Source organism: Tepidiforma thermophila, assembly GCF_002563855.1.
Taxonomy (GTDB): domain Bacteria; phylum Chloroflexota; class Dehalococcoidia; order Tepidiformales; family Tepidiformaceae; genus Tepidiforma; species Tepidiforma thermophila.
Window position 1 is genome coordinate 2,281,201 of sequence record NZ_PDJQ01000001.1, and the last position, 15,964, is coordinate 2,297,164.

Below are 15,964 nucleotides of genomic sequence, written 5' to 3' on the forward strand. Positions count from 1 at the left end.
CTCCGGAGGGCGCCATGAGTATGCGCACGACGCGCGTGGGCGAGCTGCTCCGCGCAGAGATTTCGGAGCTGCTGCTCCGGGAGGTGAAGGACCCGCGAGTCTCCCGGGGGATGGTGACGATTACCGAGGTACAGGTTTCGCCGGACCTGCGGCGGGCGGTGGTGTACGTATCGCATCTCGGGAGCGAGCAGGAGCGCGCCGAGGCGCTCGCGGGGCTGCAGCACTCGGCGACGTTCCTGCATCGCGAACTGGTACACCGGCTCTCGCTGCGGCACGTACCGGAGCTGGTGTTCCGGTTCGACCCCTCGATCGAGCGGGGGGCGCGGCTCGCGGAGCTCATCCACCAGGTGAGTGCGGAGCGCCGTGGCGAGGAAGCGGGCGACTGACGGCCCCGACGGCATCCTGCTGGTGGACAAGCCGGCCGGGTGGACAAGCCACGATGTGGTGGCGAAGGTCCGCAGGCTGGTTGGCCAGCCCCGCGCCGGGCACGCCGGGACGCTGGATCCCTTTGCGACAGGACTGCTGGTCGTATGCCTTGGGCAGGCAACCCGGCTCGCCGGGTACGTGATGGCGCATGAGAAGGTGTACGAGGGCGAGATTGTCCTTGGGGTGACCACCGACACGGCGGATTGCGACGGGACGGTGATTGCGCGACGCCCGGTCCCGCCGGTTGACACCGTTGCGCTGGATCGGGTCGCCGGGCTGTTTACCGGCGTGATTGCGCAGACGCCCCCTGCGTACAGCGCCGTGAAGGTTGCCGGGCAGCGGGCGTACGACCTTGCGCGGCAGGGGAAGGCGGTCGAACTCACCGCGCGGCCGGTGGAGGTCTTCGAACTGCGGCTGACCCCCAGTGGGGCCGACCGGCTGCGGATCCATGTCCGGTGCGGGCCGGGGACGTACATCCGGAGCCTCGCGCGGGACATCGGTGAGGCGCTGGGGTGCGGGGCTCACCTCGCGAGCCTGCGGCGGCTTCGGTCGGGGCGGTTCCGGGTCGAGGATGCGTGGGCGATACCGGAGCTGGAGCGGCTGGCTGGCGAGGGGAGGGCAGGGAAGGCCATGCTCCCGGCCGACGAGGCGCTGCTGGACCACGACTGCGCCATCCTCGGAACGCCGGGCCGGGAGGCGTTCCTGCACGGGAACGTGCATAGCGCTGGAACGGCGGTCCGGCCAGCGGCGGCCGCGCGGGTGTACGGTACCGACGGCGCGTTCCTGGGCGTGGGCGCTGTGGATGCCAGCGGACGGGTGCAGCCGGTGAGGGTCTTTCGGGCCTGAACCCGGGAATTTCGCGCGTTATGTTCGTTTCAGGTTCATGTTCCGGTTGACACGGGGGAGGCCGAAGGTGATCATGCAGGATGGCCGGCAGGTCTGCGCAATTGCGTAGGCACTCTCACAATTGTTGCCGGTCCCGTCGCAGGACGGGGAGAAGGAGGGTTGATTGGAGGCCTACTGCCTGAAGTGCCGGGAACGGCGCGAAATGAAGGACGCGAAGGCGATCACGATGAAGAACGGGAAGCCCGCTACCGAGGGCACCTGCCCGGTCTGCGGGACGAAGATGTTCAAGATCGGGAAAGCCTGACGCCGGGCCTTCGGCGACACACTGAACGCGCTGCAAGCGCCCGCCGGCCGGCGGGCGCTTGCGTTTGCGGCGAAACAGGCGGTTCAGGCGAGGTCGGAGGCGAGCAGGCGGATAACTTCGTTATGGAGCAGGCCGTTGGTGGCGACGGCAGAGTCACCAAGGGCGGGGTTGCCATCCCACTGGCTGAAGCCGCCGCCAGCCTCACGGATGACCGGCTGGAGGGCGGCGGCGTCCCAGATGCTCATGTCGGGGTCGAGCATGATCTCCGCGCGGCCGGTCGCGACCATGAGGTAGCCGTAGCAGTCGCCCCAGGCCCGGGCGAGGCCGCACCGTTCGACGAGGGCGCGGTAGCCGAGGGGCCGCCGGGCGGCAGTCCGGGCGAAGGAGGTCATGGTCAGGGTTGCGTCATCGAGCGATGCCACCCGGGAGACGCGGCAGGGTTCGCCGTTGAGCCGTGCGCCGAGCCCCGCGGCGGCCGCGACGGTTTCGCCGACGGCGTGGCAGGAGATGACCCCGACGACCGGCTCACCGTCGCGTTCGAGCGCGACGAGTGTGCCGAAGAGGGGGACGCGGTGGATGAACGACTTGGTGCCGTCGATGGGGTCGATGATCCAGCGGTGGCGGCCATCGCCGGGCGTTTCGCCGTATTCTTCGCCGAGGACGCCGAAGCCGGGGGTTTCACGGGCGAAGAATTCGCGCATGGCGAGCTCGGCGCGGCGGTCGGCTTCGGTGACGGGGGTGCGGTCGGCTTTGCGCTCGACTTCGAAGGGGCTGGCGTAGATGGGCATGATGGTTTCGCCGGCGATGGCGGCGGCGCGGAGGGCGATTTCGAGCAGGGCGGAGAGCTCGGACATCAGCGGGCGGAGTCTCCCCGGCGGTATTCGAGGGTCAGGTCGTCGAGGCGCTGCTTGAGTTCCGGTGGGAGCGGCGTTTCGGCGGCAGCCAGAGTATCGGCGAGCTGTTCGGGACGGCTGGCGCCAATGATCGGGGCGGTGATGACGGGGTTGGCCATGACCCAGGCGACGGCCATCTGCGCGAGCGACATGCCGGCCTCAGCGGCGATGGGGCGGAGCTGCTCGACTGTCTGGAACATGCGGTCGTGCCAGTAGCGCTCCTGGTAGCGCTGGGCGGCGGTCCCGAGGGTGAAGCGGGAGCCTTCTTCCGGGCCGGTCTCGGGATTGTGCTTTCCGGTCAGGAGGCCGCCGGCGAGCGGGTTGTAGGGGATGACGCCGATGCCTTCTTCGGCGCACAGGGGGAGGAGCTCCCGTTCGATTTCGCGAAAGAGGAGGTTGTAGCGGGGCTGGACGGAATCGAAGCGGGCGACGCCGAGGACCTCGCTGCGGCCGATGGCGCGGGCGACCTGGTAGGCGAGGAAGTTGGAGCAGCCGATGTAGCGGACCTTTCCCCAGCGAACGAGGTCATCGAGCGCCTTGAGGGTCTCATCGATCGGGGTTTGGGGGTCCGGTCCGTGGAGCTGGTAGAGGTCGATGTAGTCGGTGCCGAGTCGGCGGAGGGAGGCGTCGACGGCGTCGAGGATGTGCTTGCGGGAATTGCCCTGGTCCCAGCGGGCGGGGCCAACGCGGCCGAAGCACTTGGTGGCGAGGATGATGCGGCTGCGGTTGCCGGTGCGGGCGAGCCAGCGGCCGATAATCTCTTCGGTGCGGCCCTGCGCGCCGGGTGGAGCGCCGATGGGGTAGACGTCGGCGGTATCGAAGAAGGTGATGCCGCCCTCGAAGGCACGGTCCATGATGGCGAACGAGGTGGCTTCGTCGCACTGGAAGCCGAAGGTCATGGTGCCGAGACAAAGGCGGGAGACGCGGAGGCCGGTGCGGCCGAGGCGGGTGTACTGCATGGGGGCATTGTGCCGGAGGCATGCCCCGGTGTCTTTCGGGGGAAGCGGTCCTCAGTGACGGGATTGGTCGATGATTTCCTCGGCGGCGCGGATGGCGGCCTCGGTTTCGTCGACCGGGTCGTTCCCGCCGGGAGGGGGAGGTGCGACCGGTTCGAGGTAGGTGCAGTAGCGGCAGCTGGCGGAGGACCCGACCAGAGCGAGGGCGAAGTGGGAGAAGGTGCGGCCGCAATTTGCGACCCGCGCACGGCGGACGCGAGCCTTCCGTGCACTCGCGCGCGGGGTCTTCGCTTCCTTCGGGCGGGGGATGCCGCCGGCGATGCCGCCGCCCATGCCCTTCCGGGCGTCCCGCTGGGCAAGGTAGGCATTCAGCAGGTAGAGAAAGAAGGGGAGCCCGAGCACGAGGAAGAAGAGCACGGACTGCAGCATGGCTGCCAGTGTAGCGGATTCCAGATGCGATTTGGAGTCAGGCGGAATCGAGGTGGCCCTCGGCCCGGAGGTCAAGGAGCGCGGCCCGCCAGGCCTCGAGCGTGGCATCGATGTCGGCGGCGGTGTGGGCCGAGCTGAGCATGCCGCCGGTGCCGAAGAGCTGGACCCCGCGGTTGAGGAGCGCGAGCTGGAGGAGGCGGGCACGCTCGGGCGGCATTGGGGTCTCGAGGAGGGCGCGAGGCAGCTCGCGGCCGTTGTAGTCCTGGGCTTCAGGGACCATCGTCCCGGCGAGGAGGACACGGAAGGCAGAGGACTGCCCATAGACGACGCCGGGGATGCCGAGTTCGCAGAGGACTGCGTTCATACCGGAACGGAGCGATGCGGCGAGTTCGGCGGCCCGGCGCTGGTGGGTGCCATCAGCGATTTCGCGGAGGCAGGCGACGCCCGCGGCGGCAGAGAGCGGATTGGCATTGAAGGTGCCGGGGTGGCCAACCTTCTCGGTTTTCGGGCCAGCGCCGGGGAACTGGAGGTATTCGAGAAGGTCCCGGCGGCCGGCGACGGCGCCGCCGGGGAACCCGCCGGCGAGGATCTTGGCGAGGGTGACGAGGTCGGGGCAGACGCCTTCGACCTCCTGCACGCCGCCGGGCGCCCAGCGGAAACCGGTCACGACCTCGTCCATGATGAAGACCGCGCCGCGTCTGCGGCAGATTTCGGCGAGGCCGTGGAGGAACCCTCTCGGAAGCGGCACCTGACCGCTGGAGGCGCCGGCAGCTTCGACAATGACGGCGCCGATGTCATCTCGGGCTGCGAAGGCGGATTCGACGGCCGCGAGGTCAGGCGGCAGGACGAGGACGGATTCGAGGGTGGCTGACGGGATGCCGGGGGGCGTGCGGCCCGCATAGCTCGAAGCGGGGACAACGTAGTCGTGCCAGCCGTGGAAGTGGCGCTCGAACTTGATGACGCCCGGTCTGCCGGTTGCGGCCCGGGCGAGACGGAGCGCCATGAGGGTCGCTTCGGTGCCGGAGGAGGTGAAGCGGACGACCTCGGCGGCAGGAACGAGGCGGGTCACCTCTTCGGCCCATTCGATTTCGCGGAGATGGCTGGCGCCGTAATGGGTGCCGCGGGCGAGCTGGGCTGCAGCGGCGGCGGTGACCGCCGGGTGGTTATGGCCCAGGAGCAGCGCGCCGTGCCCGACAACGTAATCGATGTAGCGGTGGCCATCGACGTCCCACTTGCAGGCGCCTTCGGCCCGGTCGGCGTAGATAGGAAAGGGGCGGAGGTAGCGGCTGTCGTGGGTGACGCCGCTCGGCAGGACGCGGGATGCGCGCTCGTAGAGGGCGCGGGAGCCGGGGTGGCGGTCGAGGTACTCCTGTTCGATGGGCATAGCCGGGATGATACCGGCTTTTCCCGAGGGTGCCGTGCGCGTAGATTGGCAACGGGGGCATGGCGGACCAGTCAATCCTGCAGCCGGGCAACCTGCTGATGGTCCAGGAGCGCGAGCGCTACCTGGCGCGTCTGTTCGTGCGGGTTGGGTGGACGTCGCTCGCGGAACTGCGGGCGTTCGAAGCGGGGTGTTCGACGGGGTACAACCTGCGGCAGCTGGTGCAGTGGGGCGCGAAGCCGCAGAACGTCGCGGGGCAGGATATTGACCCGGCGGCGGTGACATACTGCCGGTCCCGAGCGAGCGACATCCGGGTACATGAGGGGAGCGCCGAGCGGATTCCCGAGCCGGACCGGGCCTTCGACCTGGCCCTGGCGTTCACGCTCTTCAGTTCGGTGGCAGATGAAGATGTGGCCCAGCGGATTGCCGCGGAGCTGGTGCGCATCACCAGGCCGGGCGGGCTCATCGTTGTGTACGACATGCGGCGGCGGAACCCGGCGAACCCGAACGTGCACCCGGTGCTGGAGGACGACATTCGGCGGTGGTTCCCGCGCTGCCCGATGCGGGTGAAGACTCTGACCCTGGCTCCCCCGATAGCGCGCCGGGTCGGGCGATTTGCGCCGTGGCTGTACGGGCCGCTGGCGGCGATCCCGCCGTTCCGCACGCATGCCATGTACGTGCTACGTCGGCCGGGGCAGGTCGACGTGTTCCCGGCCGCGCGGGGCACGGAATCGTAAACGTTCGAACGTAGACAGCCTCTTGCGGAATCGGGCAGAGTGGAGAGGCAGCTGACTGTGCTGTGGGCCCGTTCCGTTCGATACTGCCTATGGTAGTCTAGGAGGACGCTATGACTCAGTGGGACGTCGCAGTTATCGGGGGCGGGCCCGGCGGGTACGTGGCCGCCATCCGGGCGGCCCAGCTGGGGCTACAGGCCGCGGTCTTCGAGAAGGACCGGGTCGGCGGGCTCTGCCTGAACTGGGGATGCATCCCGAGCAAGGCGCTCCTGAAGAACGCGGACGTGGTAAACGCGGTGCGGGAAGGCGCGCGGTGGGGCCTGCGCGGCGCTGACGGCGTGTCCTTCGATTTCGGCGCGGCGATCGACCGGAGCCGGCAGGTGGTGGACCAGATCGTGGGCGGCGTCGAGGGGCTGCTGCGCGACAATGGGGTGGAGGTGATCCACGGTACGGCCCGGCTGGCGGGGACGCGCGCGGTAGCGGTGGACGGGACAGAGTACCGGGCGGCCAACATCATTATCGCGACGGGAGCACACACGCGGGTGCTGCCGGGCATGGAACCGGACGGCGAGACCGTCATCACGAGCAGGGAGGCGCTGGAGCGCCGGATGCCGCCGGGGAGGGCGGTAATCATCGGGGCGGGACCGGTCGGCGTGGAGTTCGCGCACCTGTGGGCGAGCTACGGGAGCGAGGTCACCATTGTCGAGATGATGGAGACGCTCGTCCCGCTCGAGGACCCCGATATCGGCCGACTGCTGCGCCGAAGCTTCGAGGCGCGGGGGATCCGCTGCATGGTGAGCACGAAGGTCAGCGGCATCGAGCGGACGAGCGCGGGCGCGGTGGTGCGAACCGAGGGACCGGACGGGGCGGGCGCGCTGGAGGCGGATACGGTGCTGGTCGCCGTGGGGTTCGTCGCACACACGGATGGGCTGGGGCTGCAGGCGGCCGGGGTCCGGACAACCCGGGGGTTCATTGACATTGACGGGAGGATGGAGACGAACGTGCCGGGCATCTACGCGGTGGGGGATGTGACCGGGAAGCTGATGCTGGCGCACGTGGCCTCGCACCAGGGCGTGCTGGCGGCGGAGGCGATTGCCGGGTTGTCGCGGCCCGAACCAGATTATGTCCAGATGCCACGGGCGACGTTCTGTCAGCCGCAGGTGGGCTCCATCGGCTACACGGAGGCAGCGGCGAAAGCGGCGGGCTTTACGGTCCGCACGGGGCGGTTCCCGCTCACGGCACTGGGCAAGGCGGTGGCGGCCGGCCACACCGAGGGATTCGTGAAGGTGGTAGTGGAGGAAGCGACCGGGCAGGTGCTCGGCATCCACATGGTTGGGCACGACATCAACGACCTGCTGGGCGAAGCGACGATGGTCGCGCTGCTGGAAGCTACCTCGGCGGAGGTCGGGTTTGCGGTGCACGCGCACCCGACGCTGCCCGAGGCGCTCAAAGAGGCTGCACTGGCAGCCGACGGGGAAGCCATCCACATTGCGCGGCGGCGAACGACGCCGCGGGAAGGAGCCGCGACACGGTGACCACAGAAACCCGCAAGGACCTGATGCATGAGCTGGGCGCGGAGCAGCTGGGGCTGTTCCTGTACCAGATGGTGCTCATCCGCCGCTTCGAGGAGAAGTGCGGCGAGCTGTATACGAAAGGGAAGATCCGCGGCTTCCTTCACCTGTACACGGGGCAGGAGGCGTGCGCGGTCGGTTCGATCAACTGCCTGGAGCCGAAGGACAAAATCCTGACGCACTACCGCGACCACGGACACGCCCTGGCGCGGGGGCTCGACCCGAACCGGGTGATGGCGGAGCTCTTCGGCAAGGCCACCGGTGTGGCGGGCGGGCGCGGCGGCTCGATGCACCTGTACGACGTCGAGAAGGGATTCCTCGGCGGGTACGCGATCGTCGCGGCCCACCTGCCGCTGGCGGTGGGGCTCGGGGTGGCGGCCCAGATGCGGCGCGAGGACTTCGTGACGCTCTGCATCTTCGGTGACGGGAGCGTGGGTGAAGGTGAGTTCCACGAGGCGCTCAACATGGCGGTGCTGTGGAACACGCCGACGGTGTTCTTCTGCGAGAACAACCTGTACGGCATGGGTGTGCCGTTCAAGGCATCGCTTTCGACCGAGATTCCGAAGCTGGCGGCGGCGTACAACATGCCAGCGGTTTCGGTGGACGGCATGGACGTGCTGGCCGTCTACGAGGCGACGCGGGAGGCGGTGGCCCACGCGCGCGCGGGGAAGGGCCCGTACTTCATCGAGGCGATGACGTACCGGTACCGCGGCCACTCGATGGCCGACCCGGAGCTGTACCGGCTGAAGGAGGAGATCGAGGAAGCCAAGCGGCGCGACTGCATCGAGCGGCTCCGGAGGCAGATGACGGAGGCGGGGATGCTGGATGACGCCGGCTATGCCGAGATCGAAGCGCGGGCCGAGGCGGTAGTGAACGAGGCGGTTGAGTTCGCCGAGCGGAGCCCGCAGCCGGCGCTGGAGACGCTCTTCGACCACCTGTACAAGGAGCCGTCCAATGGCTGAGATGCGGATGCGCGACGCGCTGCGGGAAGCGCTGCGCGAGGAGATGCTGCGCGACGAGCGGATCTTCCTGCTCGGCGAGGACATCGGCCTCTATGGCGGGTCGTATGCGGTGACGAAAGGGCTGCTGGAGGAGTTCGGCGAGGAGCGGGTGCGCGATACGCCCATCGCCGAATCGGCCATTGTAGGCATCGGCATCGGCGCGGCCATGGGGGGCATGCACCCGATGGTCGAGATTATGACCATCAACTTCAGCTTCCTCGCGCTCGACCAGATTGTGAACAACGCGGCGAAGCTGCTGTACATGTCGAACGGGCAGATAAACGTGCCGCTGGTCATCCGGATGGCGAGCGGCGGCGGTTCGCAGCTGGCGGCCACGCACAGCCACAGCCTGGAGGGGCTGTACGCGCATTTCCCGGGACTGAAGGTGGTGTGTCCATCGACGCCGGCGGACGCGAAAGGGCTGCTGAAGCGGGCCTTCCGCGACGAGAACACGGTGATTTTCATCGAGCACACGGCGAACTACGGCCTCCGGGGCGAAGTGCCGGATGACCCGGACTTCCTGGTCGAGTTCGGGGTGGCGAACGTGGTGCGCGAGGGCACGGACGTGACGATCGTGGGCTACAGCGGGAGCGTGCACCAGGCAATCCGGGCGGCGCAGCTGCTGGAAGAGCAGGAGGAGATCAGCGCGGAGGTGATCGACCTGCGGACGCTCCGGCCGCTGGACATCGACACCGTCGTTGCTTCGGTGAAGAAGACGAACCGCGCAGTGGTCGTGGAAGACGCGTGGAAGTTCGGCGGCTTCGGCGGCGAGCTGGCAGCGCAGATTATGGAGCGGGCCTTCGACTGGCTGGATGCGCCGGTGGCGCGGGTGGCCTGCAAGGATGTGCCGCTGCCCTACAATCGGAATCTCGAGTTCTACGCGCTGCCATCCGAGGAAGACGTGGTCGAGGCGGTCCTCGGGATGTTCAAGGAGTGAGCCGTGACGATTGAAGTGACGATGCCCCAGATGGGGGCGGACATGGTGGAGGGCACGCTCGTCCGCTGGCTGAAGCAGGTTGGCGACACGGTGCGGCGCGGGGATGTCATCGCCGAGATCGAGACGGACAAGGCGACCGTTGAGCTTGAGGCGTTCGAATCGGGGACGATCCTGAAGCTTGTTGCCAACGAGGGCGATATTGTGCCGGTAGGGGACGTTATCGCGATCCTCGGCGACCCGGCGGAGGTGCCGCCCGAGGTGGAGCGAAAGCCGGTGCCGCCGCCGGCGAAGCGGGAGATCGAGCCCGAGCTCAAGGCGGCAGCAGCAACGGCAAAGGCCGCGGAACCGGCGGCGGCGACCGCGCAGGCCGAGGAGCCGGAGGACGGGAGAATCCGGATCAGCCCGGTGGCCCGGAAGATCGCCCGTGAGGCGGGCATCGATATCCGCACCCTGAAGGGCTCGGGCCCGGACGGGCGGATTCTGCGGCGGGATGTGGAGGCGGCGATCGCGGCGCTGGCCGCGAGGCCGGCCGCCGCGGCCACGGCACCGGCAATGGCCCCGGCAGCGGCACCTGCTCCTGCCCCGGCCCGGCCCGCTCCTGCGCCGGCGCCTGCTGCTGCCGGCGGCGAAACGATCGAGCTGGGGAAGATGCGGAAGGCGATCGCGCACCGGATGACGCTTTCGAAGCAGACGCAGCCGCACTACTACCTGACGCTCGACATCGATATGACGGACGCGCTGGCGTTCCGGTCACAGCTGAATGCCGGGCTGTCCGAGGGGCAGAAGGTGACAATCAACGACCTGATCGTGAAGGCGTGCGCGCTAGCGCTGGAGCGGCACCCGAAGTTCAACGCGGCGTACTCCGATGATGGTCTCCGGATGCACGAGCGGATCAATATCTGCATCGGCATTGCGCTCGACGAGGGGCTGATTGCGCCGGCGGTGCTGGATTGCCAGGCGAAATCGCTGGGCCGGATTGCGCAGGAGACGAAGGACCTGATCGAACGGGCGCGCGCCGGGAAGCTGACGGCGGCCGAGTACGGCGAAGGGACGTTCACGATTACGAACCTGGGCGCGTACGGGGTTGAGACCCTTATCGGCATTATCAACCCGAGCCAGGCGGCCATTCTCGGTGTCGGTGCGGTCATGCCGAAGCCGGTGGTGCGCGACGGGGAGATTGTTATCCGGCAGGTGATGAAGGTGGCGCTCAGCGCCGATCACCGGGTGACCGACGGCGTCGAAGGGGCGCGGTTCATCAAGGAGATCCAGGGCATCCTGGAACAGCCGGCAACCCTGGCGCTCTAACGCGGGGCGTCTTCGGTCCGGTCGCGCGGGATGCGGATGAGCCCCTCCTGGGCGACGGAGGCGATGCGCAGCCCGTTCGGGGTCCAGATGGAGCCGAAGATGAGCCCGCGGGCGTGGCGGGCGACAGGGCTTTCGCTCGCGTAGAGGACCCAGCCGTTGAAGTTGACGGGCCCGTGGAACCAGACCGCGTGGTCGAGGCTGGCGGACATGCGGCGGCCCCAGGTCAGGCCGTGGGGCCTCGCAGCCGTGGAGAGGAGGGTGCGGTCGCTGGCGTAGGTGAGCACGGCGGCGTGGATGAGCGGGTCATCGGGCAGTTCGCCATTGGGGCGCATCCAGATGCGGCGCCGGGCGGGCAGGCGCTCGCCCGGGAGGTCGGGGTCGACGACGCGGATTTCAACAGGCTGGGAGCGGCGGCGGCGTTCGGCGTCTTCAAGGATTTCGCCACGGACCTCCTCCCAGTCGGGGAGGCCATCGGGCGGCGGAGCGGCGGGCATCACGTCCTGGTGGGCGACGCCGTCTTCGGGCCTGGCGAAGGAGGCGCTCAGGTCGAAGATGGCTTCGCCGCCCTGGTAGGCGACGACGTGACGGGTCGAGAAGGTGCGCCCGTCGCGGATGCGGTCGACGACGAAGCGGATGGGGACATCGTGGCTGCCGCCCTTGAGGAAGTAGGCGTGGAGGGAGTGGATGAACCCCGCGCCGGGCTCGAGGGTGAGGCCGGCGGCCATGACGGACTGCGCGGCGACGTGGCCGCCGAAGAGGCGGCCGGTGCCAGGCCCGGGTTGCCCCAGGAAGAGGTCGCGGTCGAGCCGTTCGAGCTGCAGGTTCTGGAGGAGCAGGTCGAGGGCGCGGCTTCGAGTCACGGCAGGTACTCCAGGGGGACAGGGGGGTTGGCGAGCGGACGGGCGGCGATAGCCATGAGGATCATGAGGTTGTCGTCGCCGGCGATGCGGTTTTCATGCAGGACGCCGCAGGACTTGCAGCGGTGGATAAGCATCCATTCGCCGTCAGGTGCGACGAAGACGGCGAGGGGCTCCATGGGGCCGCCGCAGGCAGCCTTCCTGTCGCCGGGGAAGTTATCGACGTGGCGGCTCCAGAGGCACCGGTTGCAGTGATTGCGCTGGGTTGTGCCGAAGGCGAGGGTGTCGACAGTGCTCCGGCATTTGATGCAGCGGAATGTCTCGGCGTCGGGCATGGGGACGTCCTCAACAGTACTGCCGGTGCGGGTTACGGTCAGCGGAGGCGGCGGCCCATGATGTAGAACGGCCAGCCGCCGGCGGTGAAGGTCATTTCGGCGAGGTACTCGAAGCCGAGGCGTGCGTACAGCTCGTGGGCACGGCTGTCAGTGCGGGTGCTGAGAACGGCGGTCCGCTCGGTGAGGCCGTCGAGGAGGGCGTTGACGAGCGCGCTGCCGACGCCGCGGCCCTGCGCAGCGGGGGCGACCGCGACTTCGACGACTTCATAGGCATCGCTCAGCCACTCGGCAGCGACGCGGGGCCCGACCCAGCGGACGACGGCATCGTGCCACCACTGGCCGTCTTCGCCGTGGTAGCCGTAGGCCATCCCGCAGACTTCGCCATCGGCGGATTCGGCGATGAGGAAGCGGAAGCCCTTGCGGTAGCGATGGGTATCTCGGATGCGGGCGCGGACCTCACGTCCGCGGTCGAGGTCGCTGTAGGGCGGTTCGGCGAACGCGTCGCCGTAGACCGCGATGGCCCCCTCGAAGAGGGGGCCATGGGGTTCGATAGCGCGGATGCGGATGGTGGTTGCTGTCACGCCATCAGCCGCGGTACTGGGTCTTGCCGCCGACGCGGTCCTTGTTGAGCCGTTTGTTGAGGTGGAGCCCTTCGAGGATGAATTCGACGGCGGCCGCGGTTTCGGCGTCGCTGCCGGCCCCGCCGAGCTTCTCCACAGCCGGCATGAGACCTTCGATCTGGCGGGCGACGGCGGCGTGCTCGCGGGAGGGAACCATGTCGCCGACTTCGACGGCCACGCCGGCTTTGAAGCGGTTCACAACCTGCTCCAGTTCGCCGAGGTTGAACGAGCGGTTGAAGACGGCCACGACCGCGCCCTGGATGAGCTTTTCGATGATCTGGTCTTCGCGGCCGTCCTCGACGGTTTCGAACTCGACCTTGCCGGAGAGGGCCGGGACAACATAGGGGAGGTCGCTGACGCGCGGGACGACGCGGTCTTCGCCGGTGACGATGGCGCGGCGGAGGGCATTGGCGAGCATCGACTCGTAGTTGGCGATGGAGGCGCGGACGCTGACGCCCGAGCGCTGGTTGATGTCGGGGCTGCGTCGGGCGAGCCGGCTGATCTCGGCAATGATCTCCTTCATGTATTGCGGGACGGCGACGTCGAAGTCGGCCGGCACCGGGTGGTGCTCCGCTTCCATGATGTCGATTTCGTGTTCGATGCGGGTCGGGTAGTGGGTGCGGACCTGGGCGCCGTAGCGGTCCTTGAGCGGCGTAATGATGCGGCCGCGGTTGGTGTAGTCCTCGGGGTTAGCGGAGGCGACGATGAAGACATCGAGCGGCAGGCGGATGCGGTAGCCGCGGATCTGGACGTCGCGCTCCTCCATGATGTTGAGGAGGCCGACCTGGATGCGTTCGGCGAGGTCGGGGAGCTCGTTGATGCAGAAGATGCCGCGGTTGGTGCGCGGGATAAGGCCGTAGTGGATGGTGAGCTCATCGCTCAGGTAGCGGCCTTCAGCGACCTTAATGGGGTCGACCTCGCCGATGAGGTCGGCGATGGTGATGTCGGGGGTGGCGAGCTTCTCACCGTAGCGTTTCTCGCGGGGGAGCCACTCGATGGGGGCGTCGTCTCCCTTTTCGGCGATGAGATCGCGGCCGGCCTGGGTGATGGGGTTGAAGGGGTCCTCGGGGATTTCGCAGCCGGCGAGGATGGGGATCTCCTCGTCGAGGAGGTTGACGAGGGAGCGGATGATGCGGGATTTCGCCTGGCCGCGCTCGCCGAGGAAGATGATGTCCTGGCCGGCGAGGATGGCGTTGACGATGTGGGGGATGACGGTGTCGTCGTAGCCGTAGATGCCCGGGAAGAGGGTTTCGCCGGCGCGGATCTTCGCGATGAGGTTCTTCCGCATCTCCTCGCGGACGGGAAGGACGCGATAGCCGGAGGCGCGAAGTTCGCCGACGGTGCGGGGACGTTCGAGTGTCGTCACTGGTGTGCCACTCCGATGAGGTTACCGGCTGGATGCCGGGAGCCGATGGAGGGGCGGCGCCCCGTGGCGCAAGCCCGTTCCCGGACACTGCCGCTGGCAGTGCGCCCGGTACCGTTCGCAGGTACCGGGCCTCTGGCTCAATCTTAGGGTGCCCCCCAGGCCTGTCAACCGAGGGTGAGCGGGCTGGCATTCGCGGGGGAAATTACCCGAGCAGGGCGTCGATTTCGGCCAGCCGGTCCGGCGTGTTGGCGTTGAGGAAGCTGCGCAGGCCGGGATCCACAGCGCGGAGCTCGGCTTCGCCGGGTTCGACGACGCGGAGACCTGCGTAGGCAGCGAGGATGCGGAGGCCGCCTGCCCCGGACTCGACCGCACGGCGGAAGGCCGGGGCACAGGTTGCGGGCCGGTAGACCGCGACGAGCGGCTGGGGGTAGCCGCCGACCCGCGGACAGACGACATCCGCAGAGGCTGCGCGGGCGATGTCGGCGAGGCGCGCAAGGAGGGCGGGAGCGATGAGCGGGGCATCGCAGGAGCATGCGAAGGCGAGCGGGGCCGCGACCGCGGCAAGGCCGGTCGCGAGGCCCGCGAGGGGCCCGAGGCCGGGGAATTCATCGTCGACGAGGTCGACCGGGACCGGCAGGTCGAGCGGGGGTAACAGTTGCCCGGGGGCGCGGACGATGACGAGGCGGTCGACCGCCGGCGCGACGGCCTCTGCGACCCACTGGAGGAGGGGCCGGCCGCGGAGCGGTGCGGAGGCTTTATCGCGGCCGAAGCGGGTGCTGCGGCCCCCGGCGAGGATGACGGCCTCGAGGCCGCGGCTCACGGGGCACCGTAGAATCGAAGAGATGCTGCTGGATGCATTTGGATTCGCCCCGGGAGAGATGGTGGCGGCGGTCGGCGGCGGGGGCAAGACGTCGCTGCTGTTCCGGCTGGCGCTGGAGGCGCAGGGGCGGGGGATACCGGTGGTGGTGACGACGACCGTAAGGTTCACCCAGCCAGCGGGCCTGCCGATGCCGCCGGTGGTGACGGCCGAGCCCGGCGAGCTGGCTGCGCGGGCAGCGTCGGCCCTATCCGAATACGGCGCGGCTACGCTCATCTCCGGCCGGGGCGAACGAGGGCGGATGCTCGGGTTCGCGCCCGGTGCAGTCGACCTGCTGGCGGGGCAGGACCGGCTGGTGCTGGTGGAAGCGGACGGGTCGGCGCACCGCCCATTCAAGGCGCCCGCGGCGCACGAGCCGGTCATCCCGGCGGCCGCCACCGCCGTGGTGGTCTGTGTTGGGGCCGCAGTGCTCGGGCAGCCGCTCGATGCGCGGTGGGTCCACCGTCCGGAGCTGGCGGGGCCGCTCGCGGGCCTGCGCCCGGGGGCGCCGGTTGACGCAGAAGCGGCGGCACGGGTGCTGCTTCACCCGGCGGGCGGGCGAAAGGGCGTCCCGGCCGGGGCGCGGCTCTGCGCGCTGGTGAACACGCCGGGGGCGCCGACGGCGGCGTCGATTGCGCTGGCGGAGCGGCTGCAGGCCGGCGGGTATGTGCGTGTGGTGGTCGCCACGGCGCACGCAGGAATCGTGCACGAGGTGAGGCAAGGTGGCGTGGTTTCGGCGCCGGCCGCGGATTACCGATGAGATTTACGGCAGGCTGATGACGTCCTTCGGGCGGGTAGTGGACCGCGACCCGATGGTGAAGCAGCCGGCGGCAGCGCTGGCGGAGCGGGTGGCCGCGGAGTTCACCGAGCTGGTGGAGGCGCTCGACGCGGGGATGTACCGGGGGGCCACCCTGTATCACCTGCGGCTGCTGGCAGGTGCGTGGATCATGGCCCGGGAAGGGGCGGTGCCGCGGGCGACGGCGGAAGTGTTCGAGGAGGCGCTGGCGTGGCGGTTCGAGCCGGTGCGGAAAGGGAGCCGCGTGCTGGCGCAGCGGGTGACAGCGCTCGCAAACGGCGAGTTCGAGCGGGACACGCGCATGTAGCCGGGCCGCGCAGCCGCAACACCGGCGTCATGCGTTCGAAACCG

The 15,964-nt window shown here is 69.0% G+C and carries 19 protein-coding genes; 10 read left to right on the top strand and 9 right to left on the bottom strand.

The window, feature by feature from the left end:
* Positions 1 to 20: 20 nt before the first annotated feature.
* From rbfA to A9A59_RS14140, 3 genes are all read left to right on the top strand, one after another.
* A complete protein-coding gene (rbfA, locus tag A9A59_RS11145) occupies positions 21 to 386 on the top strand; it encodes a 30S ribosome-binding factor RbfA (protein WP_278286889.1) in 366 nt (121 codons plus the stop codon).
* Positions 364 to 1,272, top strand: coding sequence for a tRNA pseudouridine(55) synthase TruB (gene truB / locus A9A59_RS11150; RefSeq protein ID WP_165772683.1), 909 nt, complete (start codon positions 364 to 366; stop codon positions 1,270 to 1,272). Before rbfA ends, truB begins: the two co-directional genes overlap by 23 nt.
* A gap of 163 nt (positions 1,273 to 1,435) precedes the next feature.
* On the top strand, positions 1,436 to 1,576 hold the full coding sequence (locus A9A59_RS14140; RefSeq protein ID WP_165772381.1) for a DUF5679 domain-containing protein: 141 nt from the start codon (positions 1,436 to 1,438) through the stop codon (positions 1,574 to 1,576).
* 83 nt (positions 1,577 to 1,659) lie between these two features.
* Here the strand turns inward: A9A59_RS14140 and A9A59_RS11155 are convergent, their stop codons facing one another.
* From A9A59_RS11155 to A9A59_RS11170, 4 genes are read right to left on the bottom strand one after another with little or no spacing between them, the layout of a single operon-like run.
* A complete protein-coding gene (locus A9A59_RS11155; RefSeq protein WP_098504338.1) occupies positions 1,660 to 2,430 on the bottom strand; it encodes an inositol monophosphatase family protein in 771 nt (256 codons plus the stop codon).
* Complete coding sequence (locus A9A59_RS11160; RefSeq protein ID WP_098504339.1) at positions 2,430 to 3,428, bottom strand: aldo/keto reductase; 999 nt, start codon at positions 3,426 to 3,428, stop codon at positions 2,430 to 2,432. The genes A9A59_RS11155 and A9A59_RS11160 overlap by 1 nt, the downstream gene beginning before the upstream one ends.
* Before the next feature lie 51 nt (positions 3,429 to 3,479).
* Positions 3,480 to 3,854 carry a hypothetical protein gene (locus A9A59_RS11165; RefSeq protein WP_098504340.1) on the bottom strand — a complete coding sequence of 125 codons (375 nt, stop codon included), beginning with the start codon at positions 3,852 to 3,854 and terminating at the stop codon, positions 3,480 to 3,482.
* 37 nt (positions 3,855 to 3,891) lie between these two features.
* On the bottom strand, positions 3,892 to 5,238 hold the full coding sequence (locus A9A59_RS11170) for an aspartate aminotransferase family protein (RefSeq protein WP_098504341.1): 1,347 nt from the start codon (positions 5,236 to 5,238) through the stop codon (positions 3,892 to 3,894).
* Positions 5,239 to 5,297: 59 nt separating this feature from the next.
* On the opposite strand from A9A59_RS11170, the gene A9A59_RS11175 reads away from it, so the two are divergent.
* The 5 genes from A9A59_RS11175 (at position 5,298) to A9A59_RS11195 (ending at position 10,783) form a co-directional block, all read left to right on the top strand.
* Positions 5,298 to 5,972 (top strand): class I SAM-dependent methyltransferase, encoded by a 675-nt coding sequence (locus A9A59_RS11175; RefSeq protein ID WP_098504342.1) that lies wholly within the window; start codon positions 5,298 to 5,300, stop codon positions 5,970 to 5,972.
* Positions 5,973 to 6,082: 110 nt separating this feature from the next.
* Entirely contained in the window at positions 6,083 to 7,504 is a 1,422-nt protein-coding gene (gene lpdA / locus A9A59_RS11180) for a dihydrolipoyl dehydrogenase (protein WP_098504343.1), read from the top strand.
* Complete coding sequence (gene pdhA / locus A9A59_RS11185; RefSeq protein WP_278286890.1) at positions 7,501 to 8,502, top strand: pyruvate dehydrogenase (acetyl-transferring) E1 component subunit alpha; 1,002 nt, start codon at positions 7,501 to 7,503, stop codon at positions 8,500 to 8,502. The genes lpdA and pdhA overlap by 4 nt, the downstream gene beginning before the upstream one ends.
* Entirely contained in the window at positions 8,495 to 9,478 is a 984-nt protein-coding gene (locus A9A59_RS11190; RefSeq protein ID WP_098504344.1) for an alpha-ketoacid dehydrogenase subunit beta, read from the top strand. The genes pdhA and A9A59_RS11190 overlap by 8 nt, the downstream gene beginning before the upstream one ends.
* 3 nt (positions 9,479 to 9,481) lie before the next feature.
* Complete coding sequence (locus A9A59_RS11195; protein WP_278286891.1) at positions 9,482 to 10,783, top strand: dihydrolipoamide acetyltransferase family protein; 1,302 nt, start codon at positions 9,482 to 9,484, stop codon at positions 10,781 to 10,783.
* Here A9A59_RS11195 and A9A59_RS11200 read toward each other — a convergent pair.
* The 5 genes from A9A59_RS11200 to mobA form a co-directional block, all read right to left on the bottom strand.
* Positions 10,780 to 11,643 carry an acyl-CoA thioesterase gene (locus tag A9A59_RS11200; RefSeq protein WP_098504346.1) on the bottom strand — a complete coding sequence of 288 codons (864 nt, stop codon included), beginning with the start codon at positions 11,641 to 11,643 and terminating at the stop codon, positions 10,780 to 10,782. The genes A9A59_RS11195 and A9A59_RS11200 overlap by 4 nt on opposite strands.
* Positions 11,640 to 11,975, bottom strand: coding sequence for an RNHCP domain-containing protein (locus A9A59_RS11205; RefSeq protein WP_098504347.1), 336 nt, complete (start codon positions 11,973 to 11,975; stop codon positions 11,640 to 11,642). The genes A9A59_RS11200 and A9A59_RS11205 overlap by 4 nt, the downstream gene beginning before the upstream one ends.
* A 38-nt stretch (positions 11,976 to 12,013) precedes the next feature.
* Entirely contained in the window at positions 12,014 to 12,556 is a 543-nt protein-coding gene (locus tag A9A59_RS11210) for a GNAT family N-acetyltransferase (RefSeq protein ID WP_098504348.1), read from the bottom strand.
* Between the two features lie 4 nt (positions 12,557 to 12,560).
* Entirely contained in the window at positions 12,561 to 13,961 is a 1,401-nt protein-coding gene (locus tag A9A59_RS11215; RefSeq protein WP_098504349.1) for a magnesium chelatase ATPase subunit I, read from the bottom strand.
* Positions 13,962 to 14,163: 202 nt separating this feature from the next.
* Positions 14,164 to 14,781, bottom strand: a complete 618-nt coding sequence (mobA, locus tag A9A59_RS11220; RefSeq protein WP_165772684.1) for a molybdenum cofactor guanylyltransferase — start codon at positions 14,779 to 14,781, stop codon at positions 14,164 to 14,166.
* Positions 14,782 to 14,803: 22 nt separating this feature from the next.
* Here mobA and yqeC point away from each other — a divergent pair, with 22 nt between their 5' ends.
* Together yqeC and A9A59_RS11230 are read left to right on the top strand one after the other, a co-directional pair.
* On the top strand, positions 14,804 to 15,577 hold the full coding sequence (gene yqeC, locus A9A59_RS11225) for a selenium cofactor biosynthesis protein YqeC (RefSeq protein ID WP_165772685.1): 774 nt from the start codon (positions 14,804 to 14,806) through the stop codon (positions 15,575 to 15,577).
* The gene (locus A9A59_RS11230; RefSeq protein WP_133117606.1) at positions 15,540 to 15,920 is read left to right on the top strand and encodes a hypothetical protein; all 381 of its coding nucleotides are present in this window, start codon (positions 15,540 to 15,542) and stop codon (positions 15,918 to 15,920) included. The genes yqeC and A9A59_RS11230 overlap by 38 nt, the downstream gene beginning before the upstream one ends.
* Positions 15,921 to 15,964: the final 44 nt, after the last annotated feature.

What these genes read in the sequence shown, in the direction of transcription:
- rbfA (WP_278286889.1), top strand. Translation starts at nt 21, where the DNA reads ATGCGCACGACGCGCGTGGGCGAGCTGCTCCGCGCAGAGATTTCGGAG.
- A9A59_RS11155 (WP_098504338.1), bottom strand. Translation starts at nt 2,430, where the DNA reads ATGTCCGAGCTCTCCGCCCTGCTCGAAATCGCCCTCCGCGCCGCCGCC.
- A9A59_RS11160 (WP_098504339.1), bottom strand. Translation starts at nt 3,428, where the DNA reads ATGCAGTACACCCGCCTCGGCCGCACCGGCCTCCGCGTCTCCCGCCTT.
- A9A59_RS11165 (WP_098504340.1), bottom strand. Translation starts at nt 3,854, where the DNA reads ATGCTGCAGTCCGTGCTCTTCTTCCTCGTGCTCGGGCTCCCCTTCTTT.
- A9A59_RS11170 (WP_098504341.1), bottom strand. Translation starts at nt 5,238, where the DNA reads ATGCCCATCGAACAGGAGTACCTCGACCGCCACCCCGGCTCCCGCGCC.
- A9A59_RS11175 (WP_098504342.1), top strand. Translation starts at nt 5,298, where the DNA reads ATGGCGGACCAGTCAATCCTGCAGCCGGGCAACCTGCTGATGGTCCAG.
- lpdA (WP_098504343.1), top strand. Translation starts at nt 6,083, where the DNA reads ATGACTCAGTGGGACGTCGCAGTTATCGGGGGCGGGCCCGGCGGGTAC.
- A9A59_RS11190 (WP_098504344.1), top strand. Translation starts at nt 8,495, where the DNA reads ATGGCTGAGATGCGGATGCGCGACGCGCTGCGGGAAGCGCTGCGCGAG.
- A9A59_RS11205 (WP_098504347.1), bottom strand. Translation starts at nt 11,975, where the DNA reads ATGCCCGACGCCGAGACATTCCGCTGCATCAAATGCCGGAGCACTGTC.
- yqeC (WP_165772685.1), top strand. Translation starts at nt 14,804, where the DNA reads ATGCTGCTGGATGCATTTGGATTCGCCCCGGGAGAGATGGTGGCGGCG.